18 protein-coding genes are annotated in these 24,192 nt (G+C 67.3%); 12 read left to right on the top strand and 6 right to left on the bottom strand.

Going from position 1 to position 24,192, the window contains the following annotated elements:
- Positions 1-99: 99 nt before the first annotated feature.
- Complete coding sequence (locus tag SLQ33_RS10030) at positions 100-963, top strand: hypothetical protein (RefSeq protein WP_319453668.1); 864 nt, start codon at positions 100-102, stop codon at positions 961-963.
- Between the two features lie 23 nt (positions 964-986).
- On the top strand, positions 987-1,703 hold the full coding sequence (locus SLQ33_RS10025) for a crotonase/enoyl-CoA hydratase family protein (protein ID WP_319453667.1): 717 nt from the start codon (positions 987-989) through the stop codon (positions 1,701-1,703).
- Between the two features lie 12 nt (positions 1,704-1,715).
- On the opposite strand, the gene SLQ33_RS10020 is transcribed toward SLQ33_RS10025, so the two are convergent.
- The gene (locus SLQ33_RS10020; protein WP_319453666.1) at positions 1,716-2,321 is read right to left on the bottom strand and encodes an HD domain-containing protein; all 606 of its coding nucleotides are present in this window, start codon (positions 2,319-2,321) and stop codon (positions 1,716-1,718) included.
- A gap of 95 nt (positions 2,322-2,416) precedes the next feature.
- Here SLQ33_RS10020 and recC point away from each other — a divergent pair, with 95 nt between their 5' ends.
- From recC to recD, 3 genes are read left to right on the top strand one after another with little or no spacing between them, the layout of a single operon-like run.
- Positions 2,417-5,695: an exodeoxyribonuclease V subunit gamma gene (gene recC / locus SLQ33_RS10015; protein ID WP_319453665.1), complete on the top strand. Its 3,279-nt coding sequence runs from the start codon at positions 2,417-2,419 to the stop codon at positions 5,693-5,695.
- A complete protein-coding gene (gene recB / locus SLQ33_RS10010) occupies positions 5,695-8,997 on the top strand; it encodes an exodeoxyribonuclease V subunit beta (RefSeq protein ID WP_319453664.1) in 3,303 nt (1,100 codons plus the stop codon). The genes recC and recB overlap by 1 nt, the downstream gene beginning before the upstream one ends.
- The gene (gene recD, locus SLQ33_RS10005; RefSeq protein ID WP_319453663.1) at positions 8,994-10,742 is read left to right on the top strand and encodes an exodeoxyribonuclease V subunit alpha; all 1,749 of its coding nucleotides are present in this window, start codon (positions 8,994-8,996) and stop codon (positions 10,740-10,742) included. Before recB ends, recD begins: the two co-directional genes overlap by 4 nt.
- A gap of 5 nt (positions 10,743-10,747) precedes the next feature.
- Here recD and usfY read toward each other — a convergent pair whose 3' ends face one another.
- A complete protein-coding gene (usfY, locus tag SLQ33_RS10000; protein WP_319453662.1) occupies positions 10,748-11,056 on the bottom strand; it encodes a protein UsfY in 309 nt (102 codons plus the stop codon).
- A gap of 383 nt (positions 11,057-11,439) precedes the next feature.
- Between usfY and SLQ33_RS09995 the strand changes: the two genes are divergently transcribed.
- Together SLQ33_RS09995 and SLQ33_RS09990 are read left to right on the top strand one after the other, a co-directional pair.
- On the top strand, positions 11,440-11,811 hold the full coding sequence (locus tag SLQ33_RS09995; protein ID WP_319453661.1) for a hypothetical protein: 372 nt from the start codon (positions 11,440-11,442) through the stop codon (positions 11,809-11,811).
- 89 nt (positions 11,812-11,900) lie between these two features.
- Positions 11,901-13,466: a protein kinase domain-containing protein gene (locus SLQ33_RS09990; RefSeq protein ID WP_319453660.1), complete on the top strand. Its 1,566-nt coding sequence runs from the start codon at positions 11,901-11,903 to the stop codon at positions 13,464-13,466.
- On the opposite strand, the gene SLQ33_RS09985 is transcribed toward SLQ33_RS09990, so the two are convergent.
- Entirely contained in the window at positions 13,463-14,368 is a 906-nt protein-coding gene (locus SLQ33_RS09985; protein WP_319453659.1) for an NAD(P)H-binding protein, read from the bottom strand. The genes SLQ33_RS09990 and SLQ33_RS09985 overlap by 4 nt on opposite strands.
- A 69-nt stretch (positions 14,369-14,437) precedes the next feature.
- Between SLQ33_RS09985 and SLQ33_RS09980 the strand changes: the two genes are divergently transcribed.
- The gene (locus SLQ33_RS09980) at positions 14,438-15,274 is read left to right on the top strand and encodes a LysR family transcriptional regulator (RefSeq protein WP_319453658.1); all 837 of its coding nucleotides are present in this window, start codon (positions 14,438-14,440) and stop codon (positions 15,272-15,274) included.
- 212 nt (positions 15,275-15,486) lie between these two features.
- Positions 15,487-16,281 carry an SDR family oxidoreductase gene (locus SLQ33_RS09975; RefSeq protein WP_319453657.1) on the top strand — a complete coding sequence of 265 codons (795 nt, stop codon included), beginning with the start codon at positions 15,487-15,489 and terminating at the stop codon, positions 16,279-16,281.
- 17 nt (positions 16,282-16,298) lie between these two features.
- Here SLQ33_RS09975 and SLQ33_RS09970 read toward each other — a convergent pair whose 3' ends face one another.
- Positions 16,299-16,754 (bottom strand): carboxymuconolactone decarboxylase family protein, encoded by a 456-nt coding sequence (locus tag SLQ33_RS09970; protein WP_319453656.1) that lies wholly within the window; start codon positions 16,752-16,754, stop codon positions 16,299-16,301.
- A gap of 58 nt (positions 16,755-16,812) precedes the next feature.
- Here SLQ33_RS09970 and SLQ33_RS09965 point away from each other — a divergent pair, with 58 nt between their 5' ends.
- Both SLQ33_RS09965 and SLQ33_RS09960 read left to right on the top strand, forming a co-directional pair.
- Positions 16,813-17,148 carry a GNAT family N-acetyltransferase gene (locus tag SLQ33_RS09965; protein ID WP_319453655.1) on the top strand — a complete coding sequence of 112 codons (336 nt, stop codon included), beginning with the start codon at positions 16,813-16,815 and terminating at the stop codon, positions 17,146-17,148.
- Positions 17,149-17,532: 384 nt separating this feature from the next.
- Positions 17,533-18,411 carry an NYN domain-containing protein gene (locus SLQ33_RS09960; RefSeq protein ID WP_319453654.1) on the top strand — a complete coding sequence of 293 codons (879 nt, stop codon included), beginning with the start codon at positions 17,533-17,535 and terminating at the stop codon, positions 18,409-18,411.
- 95 nt (positions 18,412-18,506) lie between these two features.
- Here SLQ33_RS09960 and SLQ33_RS09955 read toward each other — a convergent pair whose 3' ends face one another.
- Both SLQ33_RS09955 and SLQ33_RS09950 read right to left on the bottom strand, forming a co-directional pair.
- Positions 18,507-19,592: a low specificity L-threonine aldolase gene (locus SLQ33_RS09955; protein WP_319453653.1), complete on the bottom strand. Its 1,086-nt coding sequence runs from the start codon at positions 19,590-19,592 to the stop codon at positions 18,507-18,509.
- Positions 19,593-19,662: 70 nt separating this feature from the next.
- The gene (locus tag SLQ33_RS09950) at positions 19,663-22,473 is read right to left on the bottom strand and encodes a toll/interleukin-1 receptor domain-containing protein (protein ID WP_319453652.1); all 2,811 of its coding nucleotides are present in this window, start codon (positions 22,471-22,473) and stop codon (positions 19,663-19,665) included.
- A gap of 247 nt (positions 22,474-22,720) precedes the next feature.
- Between SLQ33_RS09950 and SLQ33_RS09945 the strand changes: the two genes are divergently transcribed.
- Complete coding sequence (locus tag SLQ33_RS09945) at positions 22,721-24,130, top strand: DUF4185 domain-containing protein (RefSeq protein WP_319453651.1); 1,410 nt, start codon at positions 22,721-22,723, stop codon at positions 24,128-24,130.
- Positions 24,131-24,192: the final 62 nt, after the last annotated feature.

Genomic DNA, 24,192 nt, shown 5'->3' with positions numbered 1-24,192 from the left:
GAGCGGGTAGCCGCCAGCAACCGTTGCGCCACGTGTTTACGGGATCGCCAGCGAAGGATAGGGTGCTGGCCAATACCGCAACGACCACGTGAGGGCGCAGTGGACTGGATTCAGGAGCGCTGGGACGAGCTGGCCAACCTCGGATCAGGGGAATGGCTAGCAATCGCCGCATGGGCAGCGCTGGCGTTGGGTGTCGTCGTGCTGATCTACACCCACCGGCAAGTCAAGAGGAATCGCCAGCTAAAGACCGACCAGGTGCGGCCGCAGGTATCGATGTACATGGAGCCGCACGCCGCCGACTGGCACGTCATCGAGCTCGTCGTCCGAAACTTCGGCACCACCGCGGCGTATGACATCAAGCTCGACTTCGTCAACCATCCGACCGTCGCCGCGTACGAGCACACCGACTTCGACGGGCCGCCGGACGTCGCCGAGCTGGATCTCCCCAGCGAACTGAACTTTCTTGCACCCGGACAGGAATGGCGAACGGTCTGGGACTCGGCGATCAGCCGCGAGGAGCTCGGTGGCAACATCCGCTCGCGCTTCGACGGCACGTTGACCTACTACGACAAGCCTCGGCCGGAGCGCGACAAGAGCGCGTCGAAGCGATGGAACAAGCGGCAGGCCTTCGAAACCAAGGTGGTCCTCGACTGGGCGACGCTGCAACCCGTGCAGCGCCTGGAGTTGCTGACGACACACGATCTCGCGAGGCGGGAGAAGCAGAAGCTGGAGCTGCTCCGCACCGTGCTGACGTACTTCCACTACGCGTCCAAGGAGACGCAGCCCGAAGTGTTCCGGGCCGAGATCGACCGGATGAACCGGGCCGTCAAGGAGACCCAGGACCGTTGGCGGACAAGGCAGTTCGACCAGACCACCGAGCTCGACTTTCCGTGGATCACCAACGGTGCGACGCCCGAGACGGCAAAGGTGGGGCCCAGCGGACGGCACCGCGATCCGCACTGAGGGCGCTGCGTAACATCGGGCTCATGACGAGCACGGTGAAGTACGAACAGAGCGAGTCCGTAGCGACGATCACGCTCGACGACGGCAAGGTCAACGTGCTGTCGCCTGCCATGCAGCAGAACCTCAACGAGGCGCTCGACACCGCCGAGAAGGCGGCCGCGGCGGGTGAGGTCAAGGCGGTCGTGCTGGCGGGCAACCAGAAGGTGCTCAGTGCCGGCTTCGACTTGGCGGTCTTCCAATCCGGTGACGCGGCGGCGGCGCTGGGAATGTTGTCGGGTGGCTTCGAGTTGTCGATCCGGCTGCTGACGTTCCCTGTGCCGGTGATCATCGCGGCCACCGGGCCTGCGATCGCGATGGGCTCGTTCATGCTGTTGAGCGGTGACCATCGGGTGGGCTCGCCCAAGTCGCGCTGCCAGGCCAACGAGGTGGCCATCGGAATGGTGCTGCCGATCTCCGCGATCGAGATCATGCGGATGCGGCTCACGCGCGCGGCGTATCAGCGGGCCGTCTCGATGGCGGCGACGTTCGCTGGCGCAGATGCCGTCGCCGGGGGTTGGCTCGACGAAATCGTCGAACCCGAACAGGTTTTGGCGCGGGCGCAGCAGGTGGCGGCCGAGGCTGCCGCGACACTGCACCTCAAGGCGCACCGGGCGAGCAAGCTCAAGGCCCGCGACGACGCGCTCAAGGCGATTCAGGCCGGAATCGACGGGCTCCCAGCCGAATTCGCCGGCGGCAACTAGCCGCTTGCGGCGTTAGGCGTCCGCGGCGTCGTTGATCAAGCCCTCGAGAGTGTCGAGTACCCGCTCGAGTTCGGCGACCAGCCAACTGGTCTCGCGCTGCTTGTACACGTCGAGCAATGACCGGTAGTACCAGAGGTGCTCGCGCGGGTTCTTCTCGCTGAAGCGCTGCCACACCGCGTCCCCGTCGGTGCGGTGATCGCGCAGGATGGCGCGCGCGTTGTCGAGCTTGTCGGCGAGCGACACCAGGATGGTGGCCTTCGAGGCGTAGCCCAGGTGGTCGACGTAGCGCTGCTTGCGGGCCTTCCACGGCGGCTTGGGCACCTCGTCGGTGTCGCTGCATTGGTCGACGATCGTGGCGACGTCGTCGCCGAACTTCTCCCGGATCTCGGCGAGCGTCTTGGCGCCGCCCTGGTCCTCGACCGCGTCGTGCAGCAGACCCGCGATGGCCTGCGTCTCGTCTCCACCGCCCTCGATCACCAGGCTGGACACTGAAAGGAGGTGGCCGAGGTACGGGATGTCGCCGCCCTTGCGGGTCTGCGTGCGATGCAGGCTTGAGGCGTACGCGAGCGCCTCGTCGAATCGGTTGCTGAGCTTCGGCGTCGTCGTCTCCGCTGGCATGTAGGTCCTATCTACTCGCTTGGCACACCTTCACCTTGGCACAGGAGTACGACGTTCCTGGGTTTGCGTCGGAGTCGAGTTCTAGGCTGGCCTCGATGGGCCTTCACCTTCACCGTGCGGATAGCACCGACGTACTCGCCGCCGGCCTTGGCGAGCTACTGGCCGATCCGCTACCCGACCCGTTCGCCACGGAGCTGGTACTCGTGCCCGCGCGCGGCGTCGAGCGATGGTTGTCGCAAAGGCTTTCCCACGTGCTCGGTCGCGGCGGCGGAGGCGACGGAGTCTGCGCGGGCGTCGAATTCAGAAACCCGCACTCACTGATTGCAGAGCTCACGGGCACCAGCGACGACGACCCTTGGGCACCGGATGCGATGGTGTGGCCACTGCTCGAGGTCATCGACGAGAACCTCGACGAAACCTGGTGCAAGCCCCTAGCCAGCCACCTCGGCCACTTCGTCGGCGGTGAGGAGAAGGAGCTGCGGCAGGGGCGCCGCTACGCCGTGGCGCGTCGGATCGCGGGGCTGTTCGCGTCCTATGCCAGGCAGCGCCCGCAGTTGCTCGCCGCCTGGCGTGACGGCAGCGCCGATCTCGACGGCGATCTCGACTGGCAACCTCCGCTCTGGCAAGCCCTCGTCGAGCGCGTCGATGCCGACGCGCCGCACGTTCGTCATCTGAAAACTGTTTCCCACCTTCGGGAATCGTCGATGGATCTGCCGCCGCGACTGTCTCTGTTTGGCCACACCCGGTTGCCCATCACCGAGCTCGAACTGATCGACGCCCTTGGGACGCATCACGACGTACACCTGTGGCTGCCGCATCCCAGCGATGAGCTGTGGCGCGCACTAGCGGGTGTGCGCGGTCCCATCGCCCGCCGTGACGACACCAGCCACCGCGCCGTTCACCATCCTCTGCTCGCCACCCTCGGCAGGGATCTTCGCGAATTGCAGCTCATCTTGCCCACGGAGCTGCGCACCGACGAGTACCTCGGTGGCCGCGAGCACCCGGAAACGCTGCTGGGTTGGTTGCAGTCCGATATCGCCGCGAATGCCGTTCGGCCACAGGGCCGCACACTTGCCAAAGGCGACCGGTCCGTCCAAGTCCATGCGTGTCACGGCCAGGCTCGACAAGTGGATGTGCTGCGCGAGGTGCTGCTGGGCCTGCTCGACGACGACCCCACGTTGGAGCCGCGCGACATCCTGGTGATGTGCCCGGACGTCGACTCCTACGCACCGCTGATCAATGCCGACTTCGGGCTGGGCGACGTGCTGCGCGGCGCGCATCCGGCGCACCGGTTGCGGATGCGACTCGCGGATCGCTCACTCGTCCAAACCAATCCGCTGCTGGGCGTCGCGTCGCAACTGCTCGCCCTTGCCGGCAGCCGGGTGACTGCCAGCGAGGTGCTCAACCTCGCGCAGACCGCTCCGGTGCGCGCCCGCTTCGGGTTCACCGACGACAACCTCGAGGACGTCACGCGCTGGGTCCGCCAGGCGAACGTCCGTTGGGGGTTCGACCAGGAACACCGCCAGCCCTATGGGGTCGACTTCGTCCACAACACATGGCGTTTCGGCATCGACCGGATCCTCGCAGGCGTCGCCATGTCCGACGACGCGCACGCCTGGATCGGGTCAACGTTGCCGCTCGACGACGTCGGCAGCAATCGTGTCGAACTGGCCGGTCAGCTCGGCGAGTTCGTCGACCGGTTGGAGCGGACCGTCGACGCGCTCACCGGCGATCACCCGCTCGACGACTGGTTGCACGCCCTGACCGACGGCATCGCGATGCTGACGCGCGTCAACGACGCCGATGCATGGCAGACCAGTCAGTTGCAGCGCGAGTTCGGTCAGGTGCTCAGTGACGCAGGCGCGCGGTCCGGGACGGTAATGCGCCTGCCCGACGTCAAGGCGCTGCTCGATCGTCACCTTGCGGGACGGCCGACGCGCGCGAACTTCCGCACCGGCACGCTGACGGTGTGCACGATGGTGCCGATGCGGTCGGTCCCGCACCGGGTGGTGTGCCTGGTCGGCCTCGACGACGGGGTATTCCCGCGTCAGGGGGTCACCGACGGGGACGACGTGCTCGCACGCAACCCCGTCACCGGCGAGCGCGACAGCCGCTCCGAGGACCGACAACTACTTCTTGACGCTGTCGGGGCGGCCACCGAGACACTGGTGATCACCTACACAGGCGCGAACGCGCACTCCGGTCAGGCTCGTCCGCCTGCGGTGCCGTTGGCCGAGTTGCTCGACGCCCTCGAGGCAACGACACCGGAAAGCGTCCGACAGCGCATCGTCGTACATCATCCGTTGCAGCCGTTTGACATCCGCAACGTCATTCCCGGCGAACTGGTGCCGGACGTGCCGTTCACGTTCGACGACACGGTCCTCAAGGCGGCCCGCGCCAGCACCCGCGAGCGGTCCGAGCAGCCCAAGTTCATCTCGGGGCCCCTGCCCGCACAGCCCAACGAGGACGTCGCGCTCACCGAGCTGATCGGCTTCTTCAAGGATCCGGTCAAGGGTTTCTTCCGCGCGCTCGAGTACACGCTGCCGTGGGACGTCGACGGCGTCGAAGACGAGATCTCCGTCGACATCGACGCCCTGGAACAGTGGGCTGTCGGTGACCGGATGCTTGGCGACATGCTGCGCGGCATGACACCCGACGATGCGCGGCAGGCCGAGTGGCGCCGCGGCACGCTGCCACCCGGTCAGCTGGGCTGGCGCAAGGCGGGCGAACTGCGCGAGCAGTCCACCCTGCTCGCCGCGACGGCGCTTGGGTACCGCAAGCCCGACGCGGATGCCTACGACGTCGACGTCGACCTGGGTGCCGGACGGCGGCTGACGGGCACGGTGTCGCCGGTGTTCAACGACCGGTTGGTCTCGGTCACCTACTCCAAGCTCGACGGCAAGCATCTGCTCGCGTCGTGGATTCCGTTGCTGGCGTTGTTCGCTCACCACCCGGAGCGGGACTGGTCGGCCATCTGCATCGGGCGGCCGAGGCGCGGAAGTACCCCACTCGAGAAGGGGCTCGGCGCGCCGCAAGAGCCGGCCGTCGAGCTCTTGCAAGATCTGGTGGCGATCTACGACGCAGGACGACGGGAGCCGTTGCCCCTGCCCATCAAGACGTCATACGCCTGGGCGAGTGCCCGCCACGAAGGTGGCGAGCCGGAACGGGAAGCGTCCTTCAAGTGGAAGTCCGGGAATTACCCGGGCGAGGACCAGGATCCGGCGCAGGTGCGGGCGTGGGGATCGAACGCGTGGCTGAAGGAGCTGATGCAACCGCTCCGCACGGGCGAGGAGGTCGATGGCGAGACCCACCGGCTGGGGGCCTACTCGGCCCGACTCTGGCTGCCGATGCTGCGAGCGGAAGTGGCGCTCTGATGGACCGTTTCGACCTTCGGGGTCCGCTACCCGACATGGCCTCCACCACCGTGCTGGAGGCCAGCGCGGGCACCGGCAAGACGTTCGCGCTCGCCGGGCTGGTGACGCGCTACGTGGCCGAGGGGGCCGCGACGCTCGACCAGATGCTGCTCATCACGTTCGGGCGCGCGGCCAGCCAGGAGTTGCGCGATCGAGTCCGCCGTCAGATCACCCACGCGGCAGCGGCTTTCGACGACCCGACGCTCGCCGGCGACAACCAGTTGGTGGCCTACCTGCTGGAGGGCAGCGCCCAAGACCGCGCGGATCGGAAACAACGGCTACGCGACGCGTTGGCCGGCTTCGACTCCGCGACCATCGCCACCACCCACCAGTTCTGCCAGCTCGTGCTGAAGTCCCTCGGCGTGGCCGGTGACTCCGACTCCCGCGTCACACTGGTGGAGAGCCTGACCGACCTGGTGACCGAAGTGGTCGACGACCTGTACCTCGCGCAATTCGGCCAGCAGCGCGACGATCCGGCACTGACGTATCCCGACGCGCTCAAGCTGGCGCGCGAGGTGGTCGGCAATCCCGCGACGGAGCTTCGCCCGCTCGACCCGCCACCCGACTCGCGGGCCGCGGTGTGCGTCAGCTTCGCCAATCACGTGCTCGCCGAACTGGAAACGCGCAAGCGCCGACTCGGCATCCTGGGGTACGACGACCTGCTGACGCGGCTGGCGGAGGCGCTCGACGCCGAGGACTCCCCCGCTCGCCTGCGGATGCACCAGCGCTGGCCCATCGTGATGGTCGACGAGTTCCAGGACACCGATCCCGTGCAATGGCGGGTGATCGACCGGGCGTTCAGCGGTCGGTCGACGGTGATCCTGATCGGCGATCCGAAGCAGGCCATCTACGCCTTCCGCGGCGGTGACATCGTCACCTATCTGAGTGCTGCGGAGACCGCGGGCGCCAAGAAGACGCTGGGTACCAACTGGCGCAGCGACAGCGTCCTGGTCGACTCGCTACAGGCCGTCCTGCGCGGCGCCGAACTCGGCGACCCGGCGATCGTCGTCCATGACGTCGAGGCGGCGAACCAGGGTGCTCGACTGGTGGGCGCTCCGCACGACGCACCGTTTCGGTTGCGCGTCGTGCAGCGGGAAACGTTTGGCCTCCGCGGCATTCAGAACATCCCGATCGGCGACATCCGCCAGCACATCGGCAAGGACCTGGCGAACGACATCGGCGCGCTGCTCGCCAGCGACGCGACGTTCTGCGGGGACCCGGTGCGGGCGGGCCACGTCGCGGTGATCGTCGAGACGCACCGCGACGCGCGGGTGTGTCAGCTTGCGCTGAGCAGGGCCGGCATCGCATCGGTCTACACCGGCGACTCGGACATCTTCGCCTCCGAGGCCGCCGACGACTGGTTGTCCCTGCTGGAGGCGTTCGACCAGCCGCACCGGGCCGGGGTGGTGCGCGCCGCCGCGGCGACGATGTTCTTCGGCAAGTCCGCGGAGGACCTGGCGCAGGGCGGCGACGCGCTGACCGACGAGATCGCGGAGACGTTGCGGGAGTGGGCCGGCCACGCACGCGAACGCGGTGTCGCGGCCATCTTCGAAGCCGCGCAACTGCGGGGGATGCTCGAACGCGTGCTGTCGTGGCGCGACGGCGAACGACACATGACCGACCTGGCCCACCTGACGCAGCTGCTGCAGGACGTCGCGCACCGCGAGCACTACACGCTGCCCGCGCTGCGCGACTGGTTGCGCGCCGAGCGTGACGACCGCGGCGGGACAGGCGAGCGGAATCGCCGACTGGACAGTGACGCCGCGGCGGTGCAGATCATGACGGTGTGGGTGAGCAAGGGCCTGCAGTACCCGATCGTGTACCTGCCGTTCGCGTTCAATCGCTGGGTGCCGGAACCCGACCTGATCCTGTTCCACGACGGCCCCACCCGCTGCCTGCACATCGGCGGCAAGGAGAGCCCCGACTACCGCGAGGTCGAGAAGCTCGGCCGCGCGGAGTCCGCCGGCGACGACAGCCGGCTGACCTACGTCGCCTTGACCCGGGCGCAGGCCCAGGTGGTGGCGTGGTGGTCACCGGCGCGCGACGAGCCCAACGGCGGGCTGTCCCGGCTGCTGCGGGGTCGGCAGCCTGGCGAATCCGTCGTGCCCAACAGGTGTGTGCCCAGCAAGATCAACGACGACGACGCGCTAGCGCGGCTGCGGAAGTGGGAGACCGCAGGGGGACCGGTGCTAGAGCAGTCGGTGCTGACGCATGCGCCATCGCCATCCGCCGGGCCGGTTCCGAAAGGCCTTGACGCCAGGCACTTTCACCGCTCCATCGACACCACCTGGCGGCGCACCTCGTACTCGGGTCTCATCCGCGTGGCCGAGACGCCGGGAGTGAGTAGTGAGCCAGAGGTCGTCGCGCTGGACGACGAAGTCGGTGACCTCCCGCTGCTGCAGCCGTCGACCACCGGACCGCACGTGCCGTCGCCGATGGCCGAGCTCCCGAAGGGCGCGAAGTTCGGCACGCTGGTGCACGCCGTACTGGAGACCGCTGACCCGTTCGCGGCGGAGCTGGCCGCCGAATTGGAGGCACAGGTGCGCGAGCACTCGGTCTGGTGGCCCGTCGACGTGCCCGCGCCGGACCTGGCGGCAGCGCTGGTGCCGATGCACGACACGCCGCTCGGCCCGCTCGCCGCAGATTTGACGCTGCGCCAGATCGGTCTGCGAGACCGGCTGCGGGAGTTGGACTTCGAATTCCCCTTGGCCGGAGGCGATCTGGGGGCCACCGGACCACAGCTCCACCTGCGCGACGTCGGACGGTTGGTGGCCGAGCACCTGTCGGGCGACGATCCACTCGCCTCCTATGCCGAGCGCCTGACGAGTGACCCGTTGGGCAACCAGCCACTGCGCGGGTACTTGAACGGATCGATCGACGCAGTGCTGCGCATTCCCGACGGTGACGGGCACCGCTACGTGGTGGTCGACTACAAGTCGAACTGGCTCGGCGACGCCGACGGAGCGCTGTCGTCGGCCGACTACGAGCACGCCCGACTGGTCGAGGCGATGCTGCACTCGGACTACCCACTGCAGGCGCTGTTGTACAGCGTGGTGCTGCATCGCTTCTTGCGTTGGCGGCAGCCAGGTTACGAGCCCGGCCGCCACCTGGGCGGAGTGCTCTACCTGTTCGTGCGCGGCATGTGCGGGGCGGATACTCCGGTCATCGACGGCCATCCCGCGGGTGTCTTCGATTGGCAGCCGCCGGCGTCGCTGATCGTTGCCATGTCCGAACTGCTCGATACGGGGAGGGCGGCGGCGTGACCTCGGTCGAGCCAATCGATACCGCGGGCTGGCGCAGGGCCGTCGGAGCCTCGGGGCTGTTGGCGGCGTTCAACGAGGCCCTGGTCATCGACTCGGCCGATGTTCTTGTCGCACAGCGGCTCGGCGGGATGGCAAAGGAGACCGACGAACGGGTCATGCTGGCCGTCGCCCTTGTGGTGCGGGCGTTGCGCGCCGGGTCGGTCTGCCTGGAGCTGCGGTCGGTCGAGGCTCAGGTCGACGTCGCCGACCTGCCCTGGCCCGCGATAGACGGCTGGCTGGAGGCGGTGTGGGCCAGTCCGCTGCTCGAGGCTCCGCACGTCCTGCGTCGACAGGAGCACTTGCTCTACCTCGACCGGTACTGGCGGGAGGAGGTGCAGGTCGCTGCCGACCTGCGGGCGATGGTGTCGCGTGGTGCCGTCGACACAGTTGACTCGGAGGCGGACATCTCGCGCCTCTTCCCGACCGGTTACGAGGAGCAGCGCGGAGCTGCGAAAATTGCAGTGTCGCAACGGGTCACGGTGCTCACTGGTGGACCAGGGACCGGCAAGACGACCACCGTCGCGCGACTGCTGGCGCTGTTCGCCGGTCAGGCGGGGCCGGCGTCGCGGCTGCGCATCGCCCTTGCGGCGCCAACGGGAAAGGCAGCGGCGCGGCTTCAGGACGCCGTGCAACTGGAGATCGACGAGCTGGAACTCATCGACCAGCGGCGGCTCTCCGGGCTGCAGGCAACCACGCTGCATCGCCTGCTTGGCAGCCGTCCGGACAGTTCGTCGCGCTTCCGCCACCATCGGGGCAACCGACTGCCCCACGACGTCATCGTCGTCGACGAGACGTCGATGGTGTCCTTGACCATGATGGCCCGACTGTTGGAGGCGGTGCGCCCGCAGTCCCGCCTGCTTCTGGTCGGCGACCCAGACCAGCTGGCCTCGGTCGATGCCGGCGCGGTGCTGGCCGACCTGGTGGACGGCCTTGGCGCAGACAAGGGTTCACCGGTGGTGGCCCTGCAGACGTCGCATCGATTCGGCGAGTCGATCGGCGCGTTGGCGTCGGCGATCCGTGCAGGCGAGGCCGAAGCGGCCCTCGAGGTGCTGCGGTCGGGCGGCGATCACATCGAGTGGATCGACGACGAGGACCCGTCGACTTCACTGCGCAAAGTGCTTCTGCCGCAGGCGCTTGCGCTGCGCCGGGCCGCCGTGTTCGGTGATGCCCGTGCGGCGTTGGCGACGCTTGACGAGCAACGACTGCTGTGCGCGCACCGGCACGGACCGCACGGCGTCCAGCACTGGAATCGCCAGGTCGAGCGATGGCTCACCGAGTCGACGGGTGAGCCGATCTGGTCGGACTGGTATGCGGGGCGGCCAGTGCTCGTGACGGCGAACGACTACGGGTTGGGCCTGTACAACGGCGATACCGGTGTGGCGGTGGTCGGGGAGGACGGGCTGCGGGCCGTGATCGCCAGTGCCGGTGAGCCGCGGGCGTTTGCGACCAGTCGGCTCCCAGACCTCGAGACCATGCACGCGATGACGATCCACAAGAGCCAGGGCTCACAGGCCACCGAGGTGACGGTGCTGATGCCGCCGGTGGACTCACGGCTGCTGACGCGCGAGCTGTTGTACACGGCGGTGACGCGGGCGAAGGAGAAGGTGCGCGTCGTCGGCTCGGCCGACGAGGTGCGCGCGGCGATCGAGCGCCGGGCGGTGCGCGCGACGGGCTTGGCGCTGCGGCTGCGCGAGGCGACGGACTGAGCGGGTCAGGCCGCGGGTAGGTCGGTGCGGTCCGGGTGCTCGGACTTCCACCTCTGCTCGACCCGCTTCACGCGGTGGTGTTCGAGTGCGATCAGAATCACCCCCGCCGTCACCAGCGCTCCGGCGATGAGGCCCAACCCCATGGAGAGGTCGGTCCGGCCATACGCCGTCGATGCGACGAAGGCAGCGATCATGACCGTGCCGATCATGATCAGGATCAGGCCAGGTAGCCACAACGTGTCGATGAACGATTCACCCGCATGCGGTTGCGTCGTGCGGGAGTGATCCACGGGATCGCGATGCGCGCCCTTCATCTGCAGCTCCCTTCGTAGAGCTACCCCAAGCGTACGCCTCCTGTGAGCTACGTCACAGGTATGGATCGACCGCCACGCCGAGTGTGCGCACAGGGCGGAAGTTCGGCCGTTTCTCCGCCATGACCGCACACTCGGCGAGGCGTCGGCCGTCTGAGTCGCTTCCGAGCGCTAGTTCGCCAGCGGCTGCTTGGTGTAGGCCCGGACGTCGGCGTCGCCGTCGTCGAGTGCGCCGGTGAGCGCCTCGCGTGCGGCGGCCTCCGACGACGCCCACCTAGTGAGGCTGAGCACGGCGCCAGCAGAAAATGTGTCCCGCCTGCGCGGGCTGAGTGCTCCTAACGACACGGGCAGTCCATCCGGGACGCCTCGACCTGAAGGAGCACACCATGATTCCGAATACTCGGACCCGCTGCGCGGCTGCCGCGATCGTCATCGGGGCCACCACCGCGATCACATTTCCCGCCGCCTCCACTGCCGCCCCGGAGTGGAACATCGGCGCTTACGACCGCTGCATGCAGGGAGTTCAAGACGCGATCGCCGATGGGAACATCGCTCAGGGCAACGAAGTCGATGCGTATCGCGAGTGCTGCGAGCGAACTGGCGGGGTCTACTCCGACAACGGCAAGGGCTTTGCCGAGTGCCACACTGCGTCGGATCCGAAGCCGTACACGCCTGGCCGCCTTCCCTCGCACACGTTGACGCCGGTCAACCCACTGCACCCCGGAAACGTCACGCAGGACATCACGCAGACGCCGTGAGCATGTCCTACGGCTTGACCTGATGCCCGCTCAGGATCGATCCCCACCTACACCCCATCAGCGGAACGGCCGGAATGTAGACTCCGCGCATGTCGTTGACCAGCGGTGATGTCTTCGCTGGGTATGAGGTTCAGCGGAAGTTGGGGGCCGGAGGCATGGGCGAGGTATACCTCGTCCGCCATCCCCGCTTGCCGCGGCTTTACGCGCTCAAGACCCTGTCGCCGTCGCTTACCGATGACGACGACTTTCGTCGCCGATTCGGTCGCGAGGCCGAGCTCGCCGCCGAGCTCTCGCATCCACACATCGTCGGCGTGCACGATCGCGGTGAATTCGAAGGTCGGCTGTGGATCGCCATGGATTACGTCGACGGCGTCGACGCGTCGCAGCTTCTGCGCGAACGCTTCCCGCAGGGCATGCCCGAGCGGGAGGTCAACGAGATCGTCACCGCCGTGGCGGATGCGCTCGACTATGCCCACGCCCGCCACTTGCTGCATCGCGACGTCAAACCCGCCAACATCCTGGTGGACGACTCCAACCCGAACCGCCGCCGCATCTTGCTGGCCGACTTCGGCGTCGCACGCAGGACGGATGACGTCAGTGGCCTGACGGCGACCAACACGACGGTCGGCTCGGTGGCGTATGCCGCACCTGAGCAGCTGATGGGCAAAAAACTCGACGGCCGCGCCGACCAATATGCCCTTGCGGCAACGGCTTTCCACCTGCTTACCGGCAATCCGCCGTTCCAGCACTCGAATCCAGCAGTGGTCATCAGCGGGCACCTCAGCGTGCCGCCGCCACCGCTGGGTCAGTCTCGGCCGGAGCTCGGGTACCTCGATCCCGTACTCGCCAGGGGGATGGCCAAGAACCCCGACGGCCGATACGCCCTGTGCCGCGACTTCGCCGATGCGCTCGTTGGCCAAGCCAGCCCCGCTACCGTCCCGGCGCCCAAGCCTCAGCTGCCCCCTGCCTACGCCCCGCCTCCGGCCAACTTCGCGCCGCCGCCCGCTAATTTCACGCCCCCTCCCGCCACCTTCGCCGCGCCGCCTCCCGTGACCGGGCCGCCCGACCCAACCGCCCCTTATTGGGATCAACCTCCGGCCTGGGAACAGCCTCCGCCGACGGGACCCGGGCTGCTGCGACCAGCCGTGCTCATCCCGGTGGCCCTGCTTGTCCTAGTGCTGCTCGGAGCCGGCGTTTTTGGCTTGGTGCAGCTTGTTTCGAGCGATTCGACACCCACGACCTCCACCCGCGCGACGGGAACGACGGCACCCAGTCGCGAGCCCGAGCCGTCCACTAGCGAGGCTCGGCCATCGACGACGCGGCCATCCAGTACCGCCTCGTCCACCACCCCGAGTGCGCCGTCGACGTCGGTTGCACCCCCTCCGCCGCCGCCGACTCCGACCACGGTCAGCGGCATCGGCAGGAACCAGACCATCGCGTGCAACAACGACGAAGTGACGGTGTCCGGCATCCAGAACACGGTCACGTTCACCGGGCATTGTGCGAAGGTCACGGTGTCCGGCCAGAAGAATCAGGTCACGCTCGACAGCGCGGACACGATCGAGGCGTCGGGGATCGACAACGTCGTCACCTACCACACGGGCACGCCCGTGATCGACCGGTCGGGCATCGACAACACCATCCAGCAGGGCTAGTGCCCTGTGGTGGCGCCGGCGAGCACGGCTGGTTTGAGCACCTCGTCGCACCACTGCCGAAAGGTCGTGGGGCTTGCGGTCTTCGGAGTGCGGGGCACGCCGTCGTCGAGACCCTCGTCCTTGGCCCGCATCATCTCGACCATGCCCTCGACGAAGGCCGCGCCGACGCCGTAGCCGGTCAGCGTGGCGCCGAGATCGTCGAGTGACTGCCGTGCGTAGCGCACCGGACGGTCCAGCACCTCGGACATGATGCGCGCCATGTCGGTCGCCGAAATGTGCTCGGGGCCAAGCACCGCAACGCTGCCCGTCCCGCTCCACGATCGGTCCAGCAGCAGACTGGCCGCGGCCGCGGCGATGTCGCGGGTGGCCGCCGACGGCGCCTTCCGGTCGGCGGCGACGGTATCGGTGAATACGCCGTCGCGGATCGAGTCCACTTGGCGCAGTGTGTTTTCCATGAACGACGGGTTCGCGAGTGCTCGGTAGGCCACGCCCGTGCTCGCGATGAGGTCGTCCACGGCCAGCGACGCCGTGACGAGTCCGGCGCGGTCGGCGACTGAAGTGCCACGGCCGAGCGCCGAGACACCGACCACGTGCCCGACGCCGTGCGCGGTGAATGCCTGAGCGGCGGCACGGGTGAACCCGGAGAACGCAATCTCGAGGTTCGCCGCCTGACGGTCGGGCGGGACGAGCCAGAACACGGCGTCCGCGCCCGCGAACGCCCGGTCGACGACGTCGGCGTCACCGTGTGAGCCGGTCACGACGTCGACGCGGTCGCGGGTGGAGTCGGAGAGTTTGGCGGGGTCGCGCACGATGACGCGCAGTTCCTCGCCATGAGACCCTTCGAGCAGGATGCGTAGGACCTGGCTGCCGATGTCGCCCGTGGGAGTGGTGATCACGATCATGGCTCCACCCTCCCCGTGGAAACAGCCAGACGTCCAATACCTCTCGCAGCGAATTGATACCGTCGAGGTATGGATCTCGATCTGCGCAAACTGCGGTACTTCGTCGCGGTCGCGGAGCACCGGCACTTCGGTCGCGCCGCCGAGCAGCTCTACATCGCGCAGCCGGTGCTCAGCAGACAGATCCGCGCGCTCGAACGCGCGCTCGGGTGTGCACTATTCGTCCGCACGACGCGCAACGTGCAGCTGACGCCGGCGGGTGAGCAACTGAAGGAGGAGGCGCCCGGATTGCTTGCGAGCGTCGATTCCACCGTCCGGCGAGTCCACGAAGTCGACAGAGGAGTCGAGCGGCTCGTCGTCGCGTTCGCGCCCGGATTGCACGTGTCGGAGGCGGTTCGCGCGTTCACGTCGAAGCACCCCGCGGTCGAGCTCGAGTTGCTCGCACTGCGCTGGTGGGAGCAGGACGCGCCGCTGCGCGACGGGCGGGCCGACGTCGGATACCTGCGCCGTCCCTTCAACGACACCGGACTGCGCACCGTCCCCATCGGTCACGAAGGCAAGGTCGCCTGCCTGCCCGTGACGCACCCGCTCGCCCGCCGCCGAACCATCAAGATGGCGGACCTCGACGGAGAGCAGATCCTCGACGCACAAACGCGGCGAACGTCCTCGGTCGAGGAGAAGTTCGAGCTCATCGCTGCCGGGCACGCCATCGCGCTCGTTCCACGGACTGTTGCCACGTCATACTCGCGCCCCGACCTCGTCAACGTGCCGATCAGGGACGCCGTTCCCGTCGAGACGTGCCTCGCCATACCCAAGAACAGGCGAGCGCGGCGACTGCTCGACTTCGTCGACATCGCAACGACGACACTGCGCAGCGACTCGGCGCGGCCGGGTGCGCTCGCGGTGTGAGCTGCAGCGGAATAATCCCGTTCCGCTCCGGTTGGACTTGCCATACCCCTATCTCTCTGATCAATCCGGACGGCCACGTCCAGGTCCCGCTGTAACACCACGTCGCCGTCGCGACGGGGAGCAGGCAAATCCACATTGCCGGCCAGGTGGCTTGGGACGCGGAGGGCAACTTGGTGGGCGTCATCCCGCACGACCAACGAGAAAGGCGGCAAGTGGTAGACAACCAATTCACAACGCATGCAGAACTTTTCGATCTGAGTGGAAAGCGTGCGCTCGTCACCGGTGGCACCAGAGGCATCGGGATGATGATCGCGCGTGGCTTTCTCCAGGCGGGCGTCCGCGTGGTCATCAGCTCACGCACCGCAGAAGCGTGCGCTCAGGCGCAGGAACAGCTGTCCAAATTCGGTGAGGTGCGGGCCATCCCCGCCGACCTGTCCCGCCACGACGAGTGTCGGCGACTGTCCGACCTCGTCACCGCCGACTCGGAGCGTCTCGACATCCTCGTCAACAACGCGGGCGCCATGTGGGACGAGCCGCTGGAGACGTTCCCAGACGAAGCCTGGGACACGGTCGTCGACCTCAACCTGAAATCGCCGTTTTGGCTGGTGCAGGCGCTGCTGCCGGCACTTCGCAGCGCTGGCACCGCCGACGATCCGGCACGGATCATCAACATCGGCAGCATCGCCGCCATCCACATCCCTGCGCGGCCCAACTACTCGTACTCCAGCAGCAAGGCTGCGCTGCAACAACTCACCCGAGTGCTCGCCAAAGAGCTCGGCCCGCAGCACATCACGGTGAACGCGGTGGCGCCGGGACCGTTCCCGTCGACGATGATGGCTGCAACCCTCGATGAGTTCGGCGAGGCGATCGCGGCGTCGGCCCCATTACGCCGGATCGGCCGCGACGACGACATGGCGGGTGTCGCCGTGTTCCTCGCCAGCCGGGCAGGCGCATACCTAACGGGCGCCGTGATCCCCGTCGACGGCGGCATCGCCACAACCGCGTAGGAGCACTGACGCTGGGCTCAGGGCCTGACTTGGTGCCGACTCAGGATCGACACCCGATTGAACGAGTTGATGGCGATCGCCACCCAGATGACCGCGGAGAGCTCGTCGTCGGTGAATGTCGCTCGGGCGCGGGCATATTCGCGTTCGGCGGTGTCGTGGTCGGGCAGCGTCGTGGTGAGCTCGGCCAACCGCAGCGCGGCTCGCTCGCGCTCGTCGAACAGTTCGGTGTCACGCCAGACCGACAGCGTGGCGAGCTGCTTGTCGGTCACGCCCGCGGCGACGGCGCGACGGTGGTGGGTCTCGAGGCACGTGGGGCAGCCATTGAGCTGGGAGACGCGAACGTTGACGAGTTCGACGAGGGTACGAGGCAGGCCGGCCTCCTTGGCGGCAGTGGCGACAGCCGTGGACACGCCGATGAGCGCCTTGTAGGTCGAAGGCGTCTGGGTATCGATGTGGACGTGTTCGGTGGGCATGCGCCGCCTTCCGCGGTAGGGCCTGCTCGATCGTAGCCAGCCGTGGCAGGCTGAACGCATGGCTCTGACGGACAAGACCGGCGCGCCCGCGACGGTGCGCAAGGAGGCCGATCGGTTCACCGTCGCCGTCGAGGGAAAGTCGGTGGGGCTCACCGAGTTCGTCGACCGGGGCGAGCAGCGGGTCTTTCCACACACGGCAGTGGACGAGGCATTCGAAGGACGCGGCCTGGCGACCATCGTCATCGGCGAGGCGTTGGCGGAGACCAAGGCCGAGGGCTTGCGCATCGTGCCGGTGTGTCCGGCCGTCGTCGCGTACGTCGAGAAGCACCCGGAGTACGCCGACGTCGTAGACAAACCGACGCTGAAGATCCTGGAGTCACTGCGACGGGCTTGACCCACTTGCACGCTCGAGAAAGACTTCTCGAGTTGCCCGCCTCGTAGCGACAACTGCTGCTGGATTCGTGCATCGAGTGTGCGAGCCGATACGCCCCCACCGGCGAGTCGCGTATGAATCTGCACACTCGACGGGCCTGACTACGGACCGGAGTACGGCTCCATCTGCGTCGACTCCGCAGGGGCGGAAGGCCTCCGTCGACGGCGCACCAAAACGATCAACGTGCCGACGGCCAGAATGCACCCGCCTCCGAGGGCGAAGGGCGGTATCACGCTCACGTGCTTGGAGGCGATGGTCCTCCGAGTGGGCAGGTGACAGACGAAAACAACCGAAATGCGGGCCATCCCGTGGTTGCGGTCGGCCGCGATGGACCAGACTGAAGCGATGACGGAGTCCGGCGCCACCCGCGTCGCGGTCTACCTCGACTTCGACAACATCGTGATTTCGCGGTACGACCAGGTGAACGGGCGCAATTCGTTCCAGAAGGACAAGGCCGGCGGGCTGGAGGCCGAGAAGCTCAAGCGCGCGACGGTCGACGTGGGGGCGATCATCGACTTCGCGTCGTCGTTCGGGACGCTGGTGCTCACCCGCGCCTACGCCGACTGGTCCGCCGACGTGAACGCCGACTACCGCGGTCAGCTGGTGGCGCGCGCCGTCGACCTGGTGCAGCTGTTCCCGGCGGCGGCGTACGGCAAGAACGGCGCCGACATTCGGCTGGCGGTCGACGCCGTCGAGGACATGTTCCGGCTGCCCGACCTGACCCACGTGGTGGTCGTCGCGGGCGACTCGGACTACATCGCGTTGGCGCAGCGGTGCAAGCGACTTGGCCGGTACGTGGTGGGGATCGGCGTAGCAGGCGCGTCGAGCCGGGCGTTGGCATCGGCGTGCGACGACTTCGTCATCTACGACTCCTTGCCTGGCGTTCCGGTGTTCGAGCCGGATCCTGCCCCCGAGGAGAAGGCCGCGCCGAAGCGTGGGACTCGCCGTGGTTCGAGGGCGGCCGGACCACCCGAAGAGCCCGAGGCCCCCGATCCGCAACCCGCTGCGACCGCATTGCTTCAGCGCGCGCTGCAGATCGGGTTGGAGAAGGACGACGCCGACTGGCTGCACAACTCGCAGGTGAAGGCTCAGATGAAGCGCATGGACCCGTCGTTCAGCGAGAAGGCGTTGGGGTTCAAGTCGTTTAGCGACTTCCTGCGCTCCCGGTCGGACGTCGTCGAGCTCGACGAGAGTTCGACGACGCGGCTGGTGCGGTTGAAGTAGGGCCCGCGTGACTCCGAGCCACGGCGCCGAGCGGTCGCCCCCTCTCCCAGAACTCAGTATCGCCGGCGATACTGAGTTCCCGAGTGGGTAGGCGCTCAGCCTGGGAACCGGTCCGCGGCGAGTTCCTCACGCAGCGCCGCGGCGAACGCGTCGACGTCGGCCTCAGTCGTGTCGAACGCGCACATCCACCGCACCTCGCCCGTGGCCGGGTCCCAGTCGTAGAACCGGAAACCTTCGCGCAGCCGATCGGCGACGCCCGGTGGAAGGATCGCGAAGACGGCGTTCGACTGCGTCTGCTGCGTGATCGTCAAGCCGGGCAAGCCCTCCACCGCGTCGCGCAACCGGGTGGCCATCGCGTTCGCGTGGCGCGCGGAACGCAGGTAGAGCTCGTCGGTCAGGATCGCGATCAGCTGAGCGGAGACGAATCGCATCTTGCTCGCCAGCTGCATGTTGAGCTTGCGTAGGTACGTCAGGCCCTCACAGGCCGCGGGGTTCAGCACCACGACGGCCTCGCCGAAGATCAGGCCGTTCTTGGTTCCGCCGAACGACAGCACGTCGACGCCGGCATCGGTGGTGAAGTCGCGGAAGCCCACCCCAAGGTGAGCCGCCGCGTTCGAGAGCCTCGCCCCGTCCATGTGCAGCGTCATGCCGCGCTCGTGCGCGTGCTCAGCGATGGCCCGCACCTCGGCGACGGTGTACGCGGTGCCGAGCTCGGTGGTCTGCGTGATCGACACCGCGAGCGGTTGAGCGCGGTGTTCGTCGCCCCAGCCCCAGGCCTCGCGGTCGATGAGCTCCGGGGTGAGCTTGCCGTCCGGCGTCGCAACGGTGAGCAGTTTCAGCCCCGCGACGCGCTCTGGGGCGGCGTTCTCGTCGGTGTGGATGTGCGCGGTCTGCGTGCAGATCACCGCACCCCAGCGCGGCAGCATCGACTGCAGGCTAAGCACGTTGGCTCCGGTGCCGTTGAAGACGGGGAACACCTCGACGCCCGCGCCGAAGTGCTCGGCCATCACCTCGCGCAGCCGGGCCGTGTAGACGTCCTCGCCGTAGGCGACCTGGTGTCCCTCATTGGCCGCCGCGAGGGCGGCGAGCACCTCGGGGTGGATCCCCGCGTAGTTGTCGCTCGCGAATCCGCGGTACTCGGGATCGTGCAGGCGCAGGGTGTCGTCGAAGCCGTTGGTCACGGCATCCAGTCTTGCGGAACGGTACGAGAACGACCTGGACCGGCTGCTCGACCCTCTGTCATGACGCCTGTCATGACGCCAGGTAGCGTCGTTGCTCGTCACTGGTCAACGATCGGACGACAAGGGTGCGCGCCCGCGCGAGCACGTCGGAGAACCGGCCCGCGAAGGCCGTCGGCACCAAATGGGTTCCGGAGTCGTCCGTGACGGCGAGCTGCGAGCCGTCACCGTTGAGTGCGACGTTGGGAGCGACCCCATACCTCCCGACATAGACGGGCGACGTCGCCTCGAAATCCCACATGTTTACGAATCCGTCCCAGTCCGCGATCGCAATGAGCTGTCGGTCTCCGGAGATTGCGAACTCGTTCGATCCGTAGTCGGGCAGTACCCGTGTGACGGATCCTGATGCGGTGTCCCACTGTTTGGTTGCCTGCTCGTAGGAGAGCAACACGGTGGTCGGTTTCAGGAACGTCGAGCGCATCACATCCCAGAACTTCGCAGACGCGGTCGCCACCAACGTGGGTGGCCGCGAGCCGTCCCACGTGTAAAGGCGGCTATCGGCGATGAGGTCGATCTGACCGTCGGGTTTCCAGCCGACGATCGCCTGGACGCCCTGATCCTCGCCGAAATCGGACAAGGTGGCTGGTGGTTCACCCGAACGCCACGGCCAGCGCCACGCCTGGCCACGGCCCGAACTTCTGCGCATCACCGCCAGCAGGTCGTCCGTATCGTTGAACCGCGCGACGAGGAAGGGATACGTGCCGTCAAGCTCATAATTGGGATTGTCGACGGGCAGGCTGGCCACCTTCTTCGAAAGGGTGATGTCCCATACCGAGACCGCAGCGGCCTCCTCGACCGCGAGCAGATGGCCGTCCGTACTGAACGCCAACGGAATACCGACTCCAAGTGTTCGTGTGCCCGGCGGACGGACATTGCGCAGGGTCACGTCACCGCCTGGGCCGGTTACGGCGACGGTCGTGCCGTCCGGGCTGAACACTGGTGGCGACGGCTGGCCGTTCGCGTTGAAGTTGAATGTCTGAGGCGCCGCCCAATCCCACACCTCGACGCGTGAGCCGGCGCTGAGCAGGAATTGGCCGTCGTGACTGAAGGACAGGCCTCCGACGGCGTTCGCGTCCCCGTTGAGGTACACGGCCTCATTGGCGTCGCCGGCGAAGATGCGAATCGAATTGCCGGCTGCGCCGGCCGCGAGGGCATAGCCGTCCGGGCTCCACGCCAACACCTCAACGTTGTTGTAGGTCGACGGCATTCCGGGTGGCGCGTTCATCCGCAGTGTCTTGGTCAGTGTCGGACGACCGGGCGCGGTGAGGTCGACGATCTCGATCTCCGCGCCGTGGGCGATCGCCAGTACGCGATTGTCCGGTCGAAATGCCATGTCCACCACGGACGTCTTCGCACTGACTGGGTACGACGTCGCCAGATTCAGGTCGGCGGTGCGATACACCGCCACGGTATCGAGCCTCTGGATGGCGACGAGGCTGCCGTCGGGGCTGAACTTGGAGAACGAAGTGGATGGCCCCGCGTCGAGGACCTTCGGTGGTGCGTCCGGATTCTGCAATGACTTGAGGGTGAAGCTGCCGTCGCGGGGTCTGTTGGGTGCGAGCGCCCACGCTGCGTCGGGGCTCAATCTCACCAGGCCGCCGCTGCCGTCCCGGGACAGTTCGAACGTCGTAAGCGGGCGCATCGTGGTTCCGCTGGCCGGGTTCCACTCGAATATCGTTGTGGTGTCGCTCTTGTCGACGGTGAACACCACGTGACCGTCGCGACTGAACTCCGCCGACCAGATCCGGCCGAGGTTTTCGTCGACGGGCAGCGTGACGATGTCGGGGTGCTCACCGCGTTGCGTCCACTTCCAGACCACCAGGCTCTGATCACCGAACACGAGGACATGATTGCCCGAACGGTCGAATCCGCTGGCGCCGGTGAGGGCCCCCAACTCCGGGGGGTCTTCGGCCATCGGGTCCACCATGGTCCGACTAGAACGGGGTGTGACGTCGGTTGGCAGGATCGCCCGCACCGACGACTGGCGGACGGCATCGCGCACGGCGTCTTGCGCCGCCGTGGTCGGTGAGCTGTCGTAGGCGCGCAACGCAAGGATCAGGGCAAGCTGTGGGTCGGCGGCCAGGGTGTCGCGCGAGTACGCGGCGAGCTCCCGTGACAGCGCCGCATTCCGTTGCGTGGTGGCCTCATCGCGCTGCACCGCTGCATTGCGCCAGAAGATGACCGCCAGGGTGGTCACGAGTGCCATGACGACGGTGATCGCGACCGCCGCCGAGATCGACACGCGTTGGCGGCGGTTTACGGCGCGCCGGCTGGCGGCGATGAAACGGCCCTGGTCCGGAGTGGTGGTGGGTTTTTGGTCACCCTGGCCGGCCAACCACTGCTCGGCCTCGTCGAGCTGCACGCCACGCAACAACAGGCTGGGATGCTCGTTGCGAACCATCCATTCGTTCGCCCTGACCAGCAGACGGGTGTGCAGGTGTATCCGTGCGATGTCGGTGTTGAGTACCTCGACCAGGTGGGTGACGTCGGCGTCGAAGGTCTCCGGCTGGATGAAGTGCCAGTTGATGTCCGGTAGCGGTGGAGGCACCGCGTCGGTCTGCACCTCTCGGATCACCACCGGGACAATGCGTTTCGACAGTTCGAGAGCATGGCCGAGCTCGATGCGGCACACTTCCGAGCGTGCCGAGTCCGGGGTCAGGAAGAACACCATCGAATCCGCCGCGGCGATGGCGTTCTTGATCTCGTCCATCCACACCGCCGACGGCACGATGTCGTCGAGGTCGACCCAGACCTTTTCACCGGCGGCGCGCAGGGCCTCCACGACACGCGTGACAATGTCGCGGTCGTCCCGCGAATACGACACGAATACATCCGACATCCGGGGCCTCTCGACCTGTGTGGTCTGAAGGTAGCCGCAGCATTCAGCGAATACTCGCCAACGCCTTGAACTCCCGTACCCGATCCGGGTCCCGGACCCCCGGGTATCGACACGGTCACGGATGAATACCAAGCGATGCATCACTGATCACAACAGCCACACTGATCACTATCGTCACATCAGTCAACTGCTGGCGTCACGGTGACGTCTTGCCCCCTAGATGAGGTGTGACATGTCGCGGCGTCCTCGAATCACTACGTTGTCGATGGCTTCGGCGACCGTGATCGGATTCTGCGTGGCGATCGGCGTCGCGCCGTCAGCGACCGCCGAGCCCTGCGAGGGCGCCGCCGCACAGGCACAGCCGTCGGCCACTCAAGCCTTCGAGATCCCCAGTCCGTCCAAGCTCGCGCCGTTCAACCGGCCGATCGGCCACAAGCCCGTCGGCGCCAACGACGCATCGCCGCTACCCAAACTGGGGCTGTTGCCCGCGCTGCTCAAGGCGCTCACTCCGGCTCCGGTGAAATCCGCGCCGGTGCGACAGCAGGCGGCAGTGGTGCCCCAGCCGACCCCCGCGGCGCAACAAGCTCCGGCCGCCGTCCCGGAAGCGGCCCCCGCGCCGGTGCCCAACAACCCGCCAGGGACGGCGATCGTCGGATGGGTCACCGGGCCCGACAGCCCGAACCAAACCATCCAACGCTTCGCCATCACCGGTACCGACCTCGGAATCATGTGGGACAACGGCGATCCCGCGAACCATCAGGTGCTGATGGCGTTCGGCGACACCAACGGCTTCTGCGGCATCCCCGGCAAGCAATGGCGCTACAACGCATTGATGCGCAGCCAGGACGGGGCACTGTCCAAGACGGTCGCCGTGCCAGATGGCGTGGTCGGCAACAAGTATTCGGGCTCACCGGTGTGGCGACCGGGCATCTCCAAGCAGATCATCAACAGCATCGGGCAAGCGCCGGACGAGACCGGCATCATCCCGACGGCAGGCGTCGCCGTGGGGCGAAACCAATACCTCAACTTCATGTCGATCAGGGACTGGAACAGCCCGGGCTCGTGGTCGACGAATTTCTCGGCAATCGCGGTGTCGCAAGACAACGGTGAGACCTGGGGCGTCTACCCCGGGACCATCCGCCCACCCTCTGGGGGCAACGAGAACTTCCAGATGGGGGCGTTCCTCAAGCCCGGGCCCGGCGACCAGTACCTCTACACGTACGGGACACCCAACGGACGCGGCGGTTCGGCGTACGTGGCGCGCGTGGCCCCCAACTTCGTGCCCGACCTGTCCAAGTACGAGTACTGGAACGGCGACAACCAAGCCTGGGTGCCGGCCAATCCAGCGGCCGCAACGCCGGTCATCCCGGGACCCGTCAGCGAGATGTCGGCCCAGTACAACACCTACCTCAAGCAGTACCTGGCGCTGTACGGCAACGGTGCCAACGACATCGTGATGAGGACGGCGCCGACCCCGCAAGGACCGTGGAGTCCCGAGCAACTGCTCGTGCCGTCGATGCAGATTCCGGGCGGCGTCTACGCGCCGTACCTGCACCCGTGGTCGACGGGCAAGGAGTTGTACTACAACCTGTCGCTGTGGTCGGCGTACAACGTGATGTTGATGAAGACGGTGCTGCCCTAACCGTTGGGTCCGCAACACCTCGCCGAAACTGCGGTGAGATCGCGATTTCGGCCCCGCGAGCG

This window comes from Mycobacterium sp. RTGN6, assembly GCF_033804605.1.
GTDB lineage: Bacteria > Actinomycetota > Actinomycetes > Mycobacteriales > Mycobacteriaceae > Mycobacterium.
This window is presented reverse-complemented; position numbering and strand designations above follow the sequence as displayed.

What these genes read in the sequence shown, in the direction of transcription:
- usfY (WP_319453662.1), bottom strand. Translation starts at nt 11,056, where the DNA reads ATGAAGGGCGCGCATCGCGATCCCGTGGATCACTCCCGCACGACGCAA.
- SLQ33_RS09995 (WP_319453661.1), top strand. Translation starts at nt 11,440, where the DNA reads ATGATTCCGAATACTCGGACCCGCTGCGCGGCTGCCGCGATCGTCATC.
- SLQ33_RS10020 (WP_319453666.1), bottom strand. Translation starts at nt 2,321, where the DNA reads ATGCCAGCGGAGACGACGACGCCGAAGCTCAGCAACCGATTCGACGAG.
- SLQ33_RS09945 (WP_319453651.1), top strand. Translation starts at nt 22,721, where the DNA reads ATGTCGCGGCGTCCTCGAATCACTACGTTGTCGATGGCTTCGGCGACC.
- SLQ33_RS09990 (WP_319453660.1), top strand. Translation starts at nt 11,901, where the DNA reads ATGTCGTTGACCAGCGGTGATGTCTTCGCTGGGTATGAGGTTCAGCGG.
- SLQ33_RS09970 (WP_319453656.1), bottom strand. Translation starts at nt 16,754, where the DNA reads ATGCCCACCGAACACGTCCACATCGATACCCAGACGCCTTCGACCTAC.
- SLQ33_RS09980 (WP_319453658.1), top strand. Translation starts at nt 14,438, where the DNA reads ATGGATCTCGATCTGCGCAAACTGCGGTACTTCGTCGCGGTCGCGGAG.
- SLQ33_RS09985 (WP_319453659.1), bottom strand. Translation starts at nt 14,368, where the DNA reads ATGATCGTGATCACCACTCCCACGGGCGACATCGGCAGCCAGGTCCTA.
- SLQ33_RS09960 (WP_319453654.1), top strand. Translation starts at nt 17,533, where the DNA reads ATGACGGAGTCCGGCGCCACCCGCGTCGCGGTCTACCTCGACTTCGAC.
- recB (WP_319453664.1), top strand. Translation starts at nt 5,695, where the DNA reads ATGGACCGTTTCGACCTTCGGGGTCCGCTACCCGACATGGCCTCCACC.
- SLQ33_RS09965 (WP_319453655.1), top strand. Translation starts at nt 16,813, where the DNA reads ATGGCTCTGACGGACAAGACCGGCGCGCCCGCGACGGTGCGCAAGGAG.
- SLQ33_RS10025 (WP_319453667.1), top strand. Translation starts at nt 987, where the DNA reads ATGACGAGCACGGTGAAGTACGAACAGAGCGAGTCCGTAGCGACGATC.
- recC (WP_319453665.1), top strand. Translation starts at nt 2,417, where the DNA reads ATGGGCCTTCACCTTCACCGTGCGGATAGCACCGACGTACTCGCCGCC.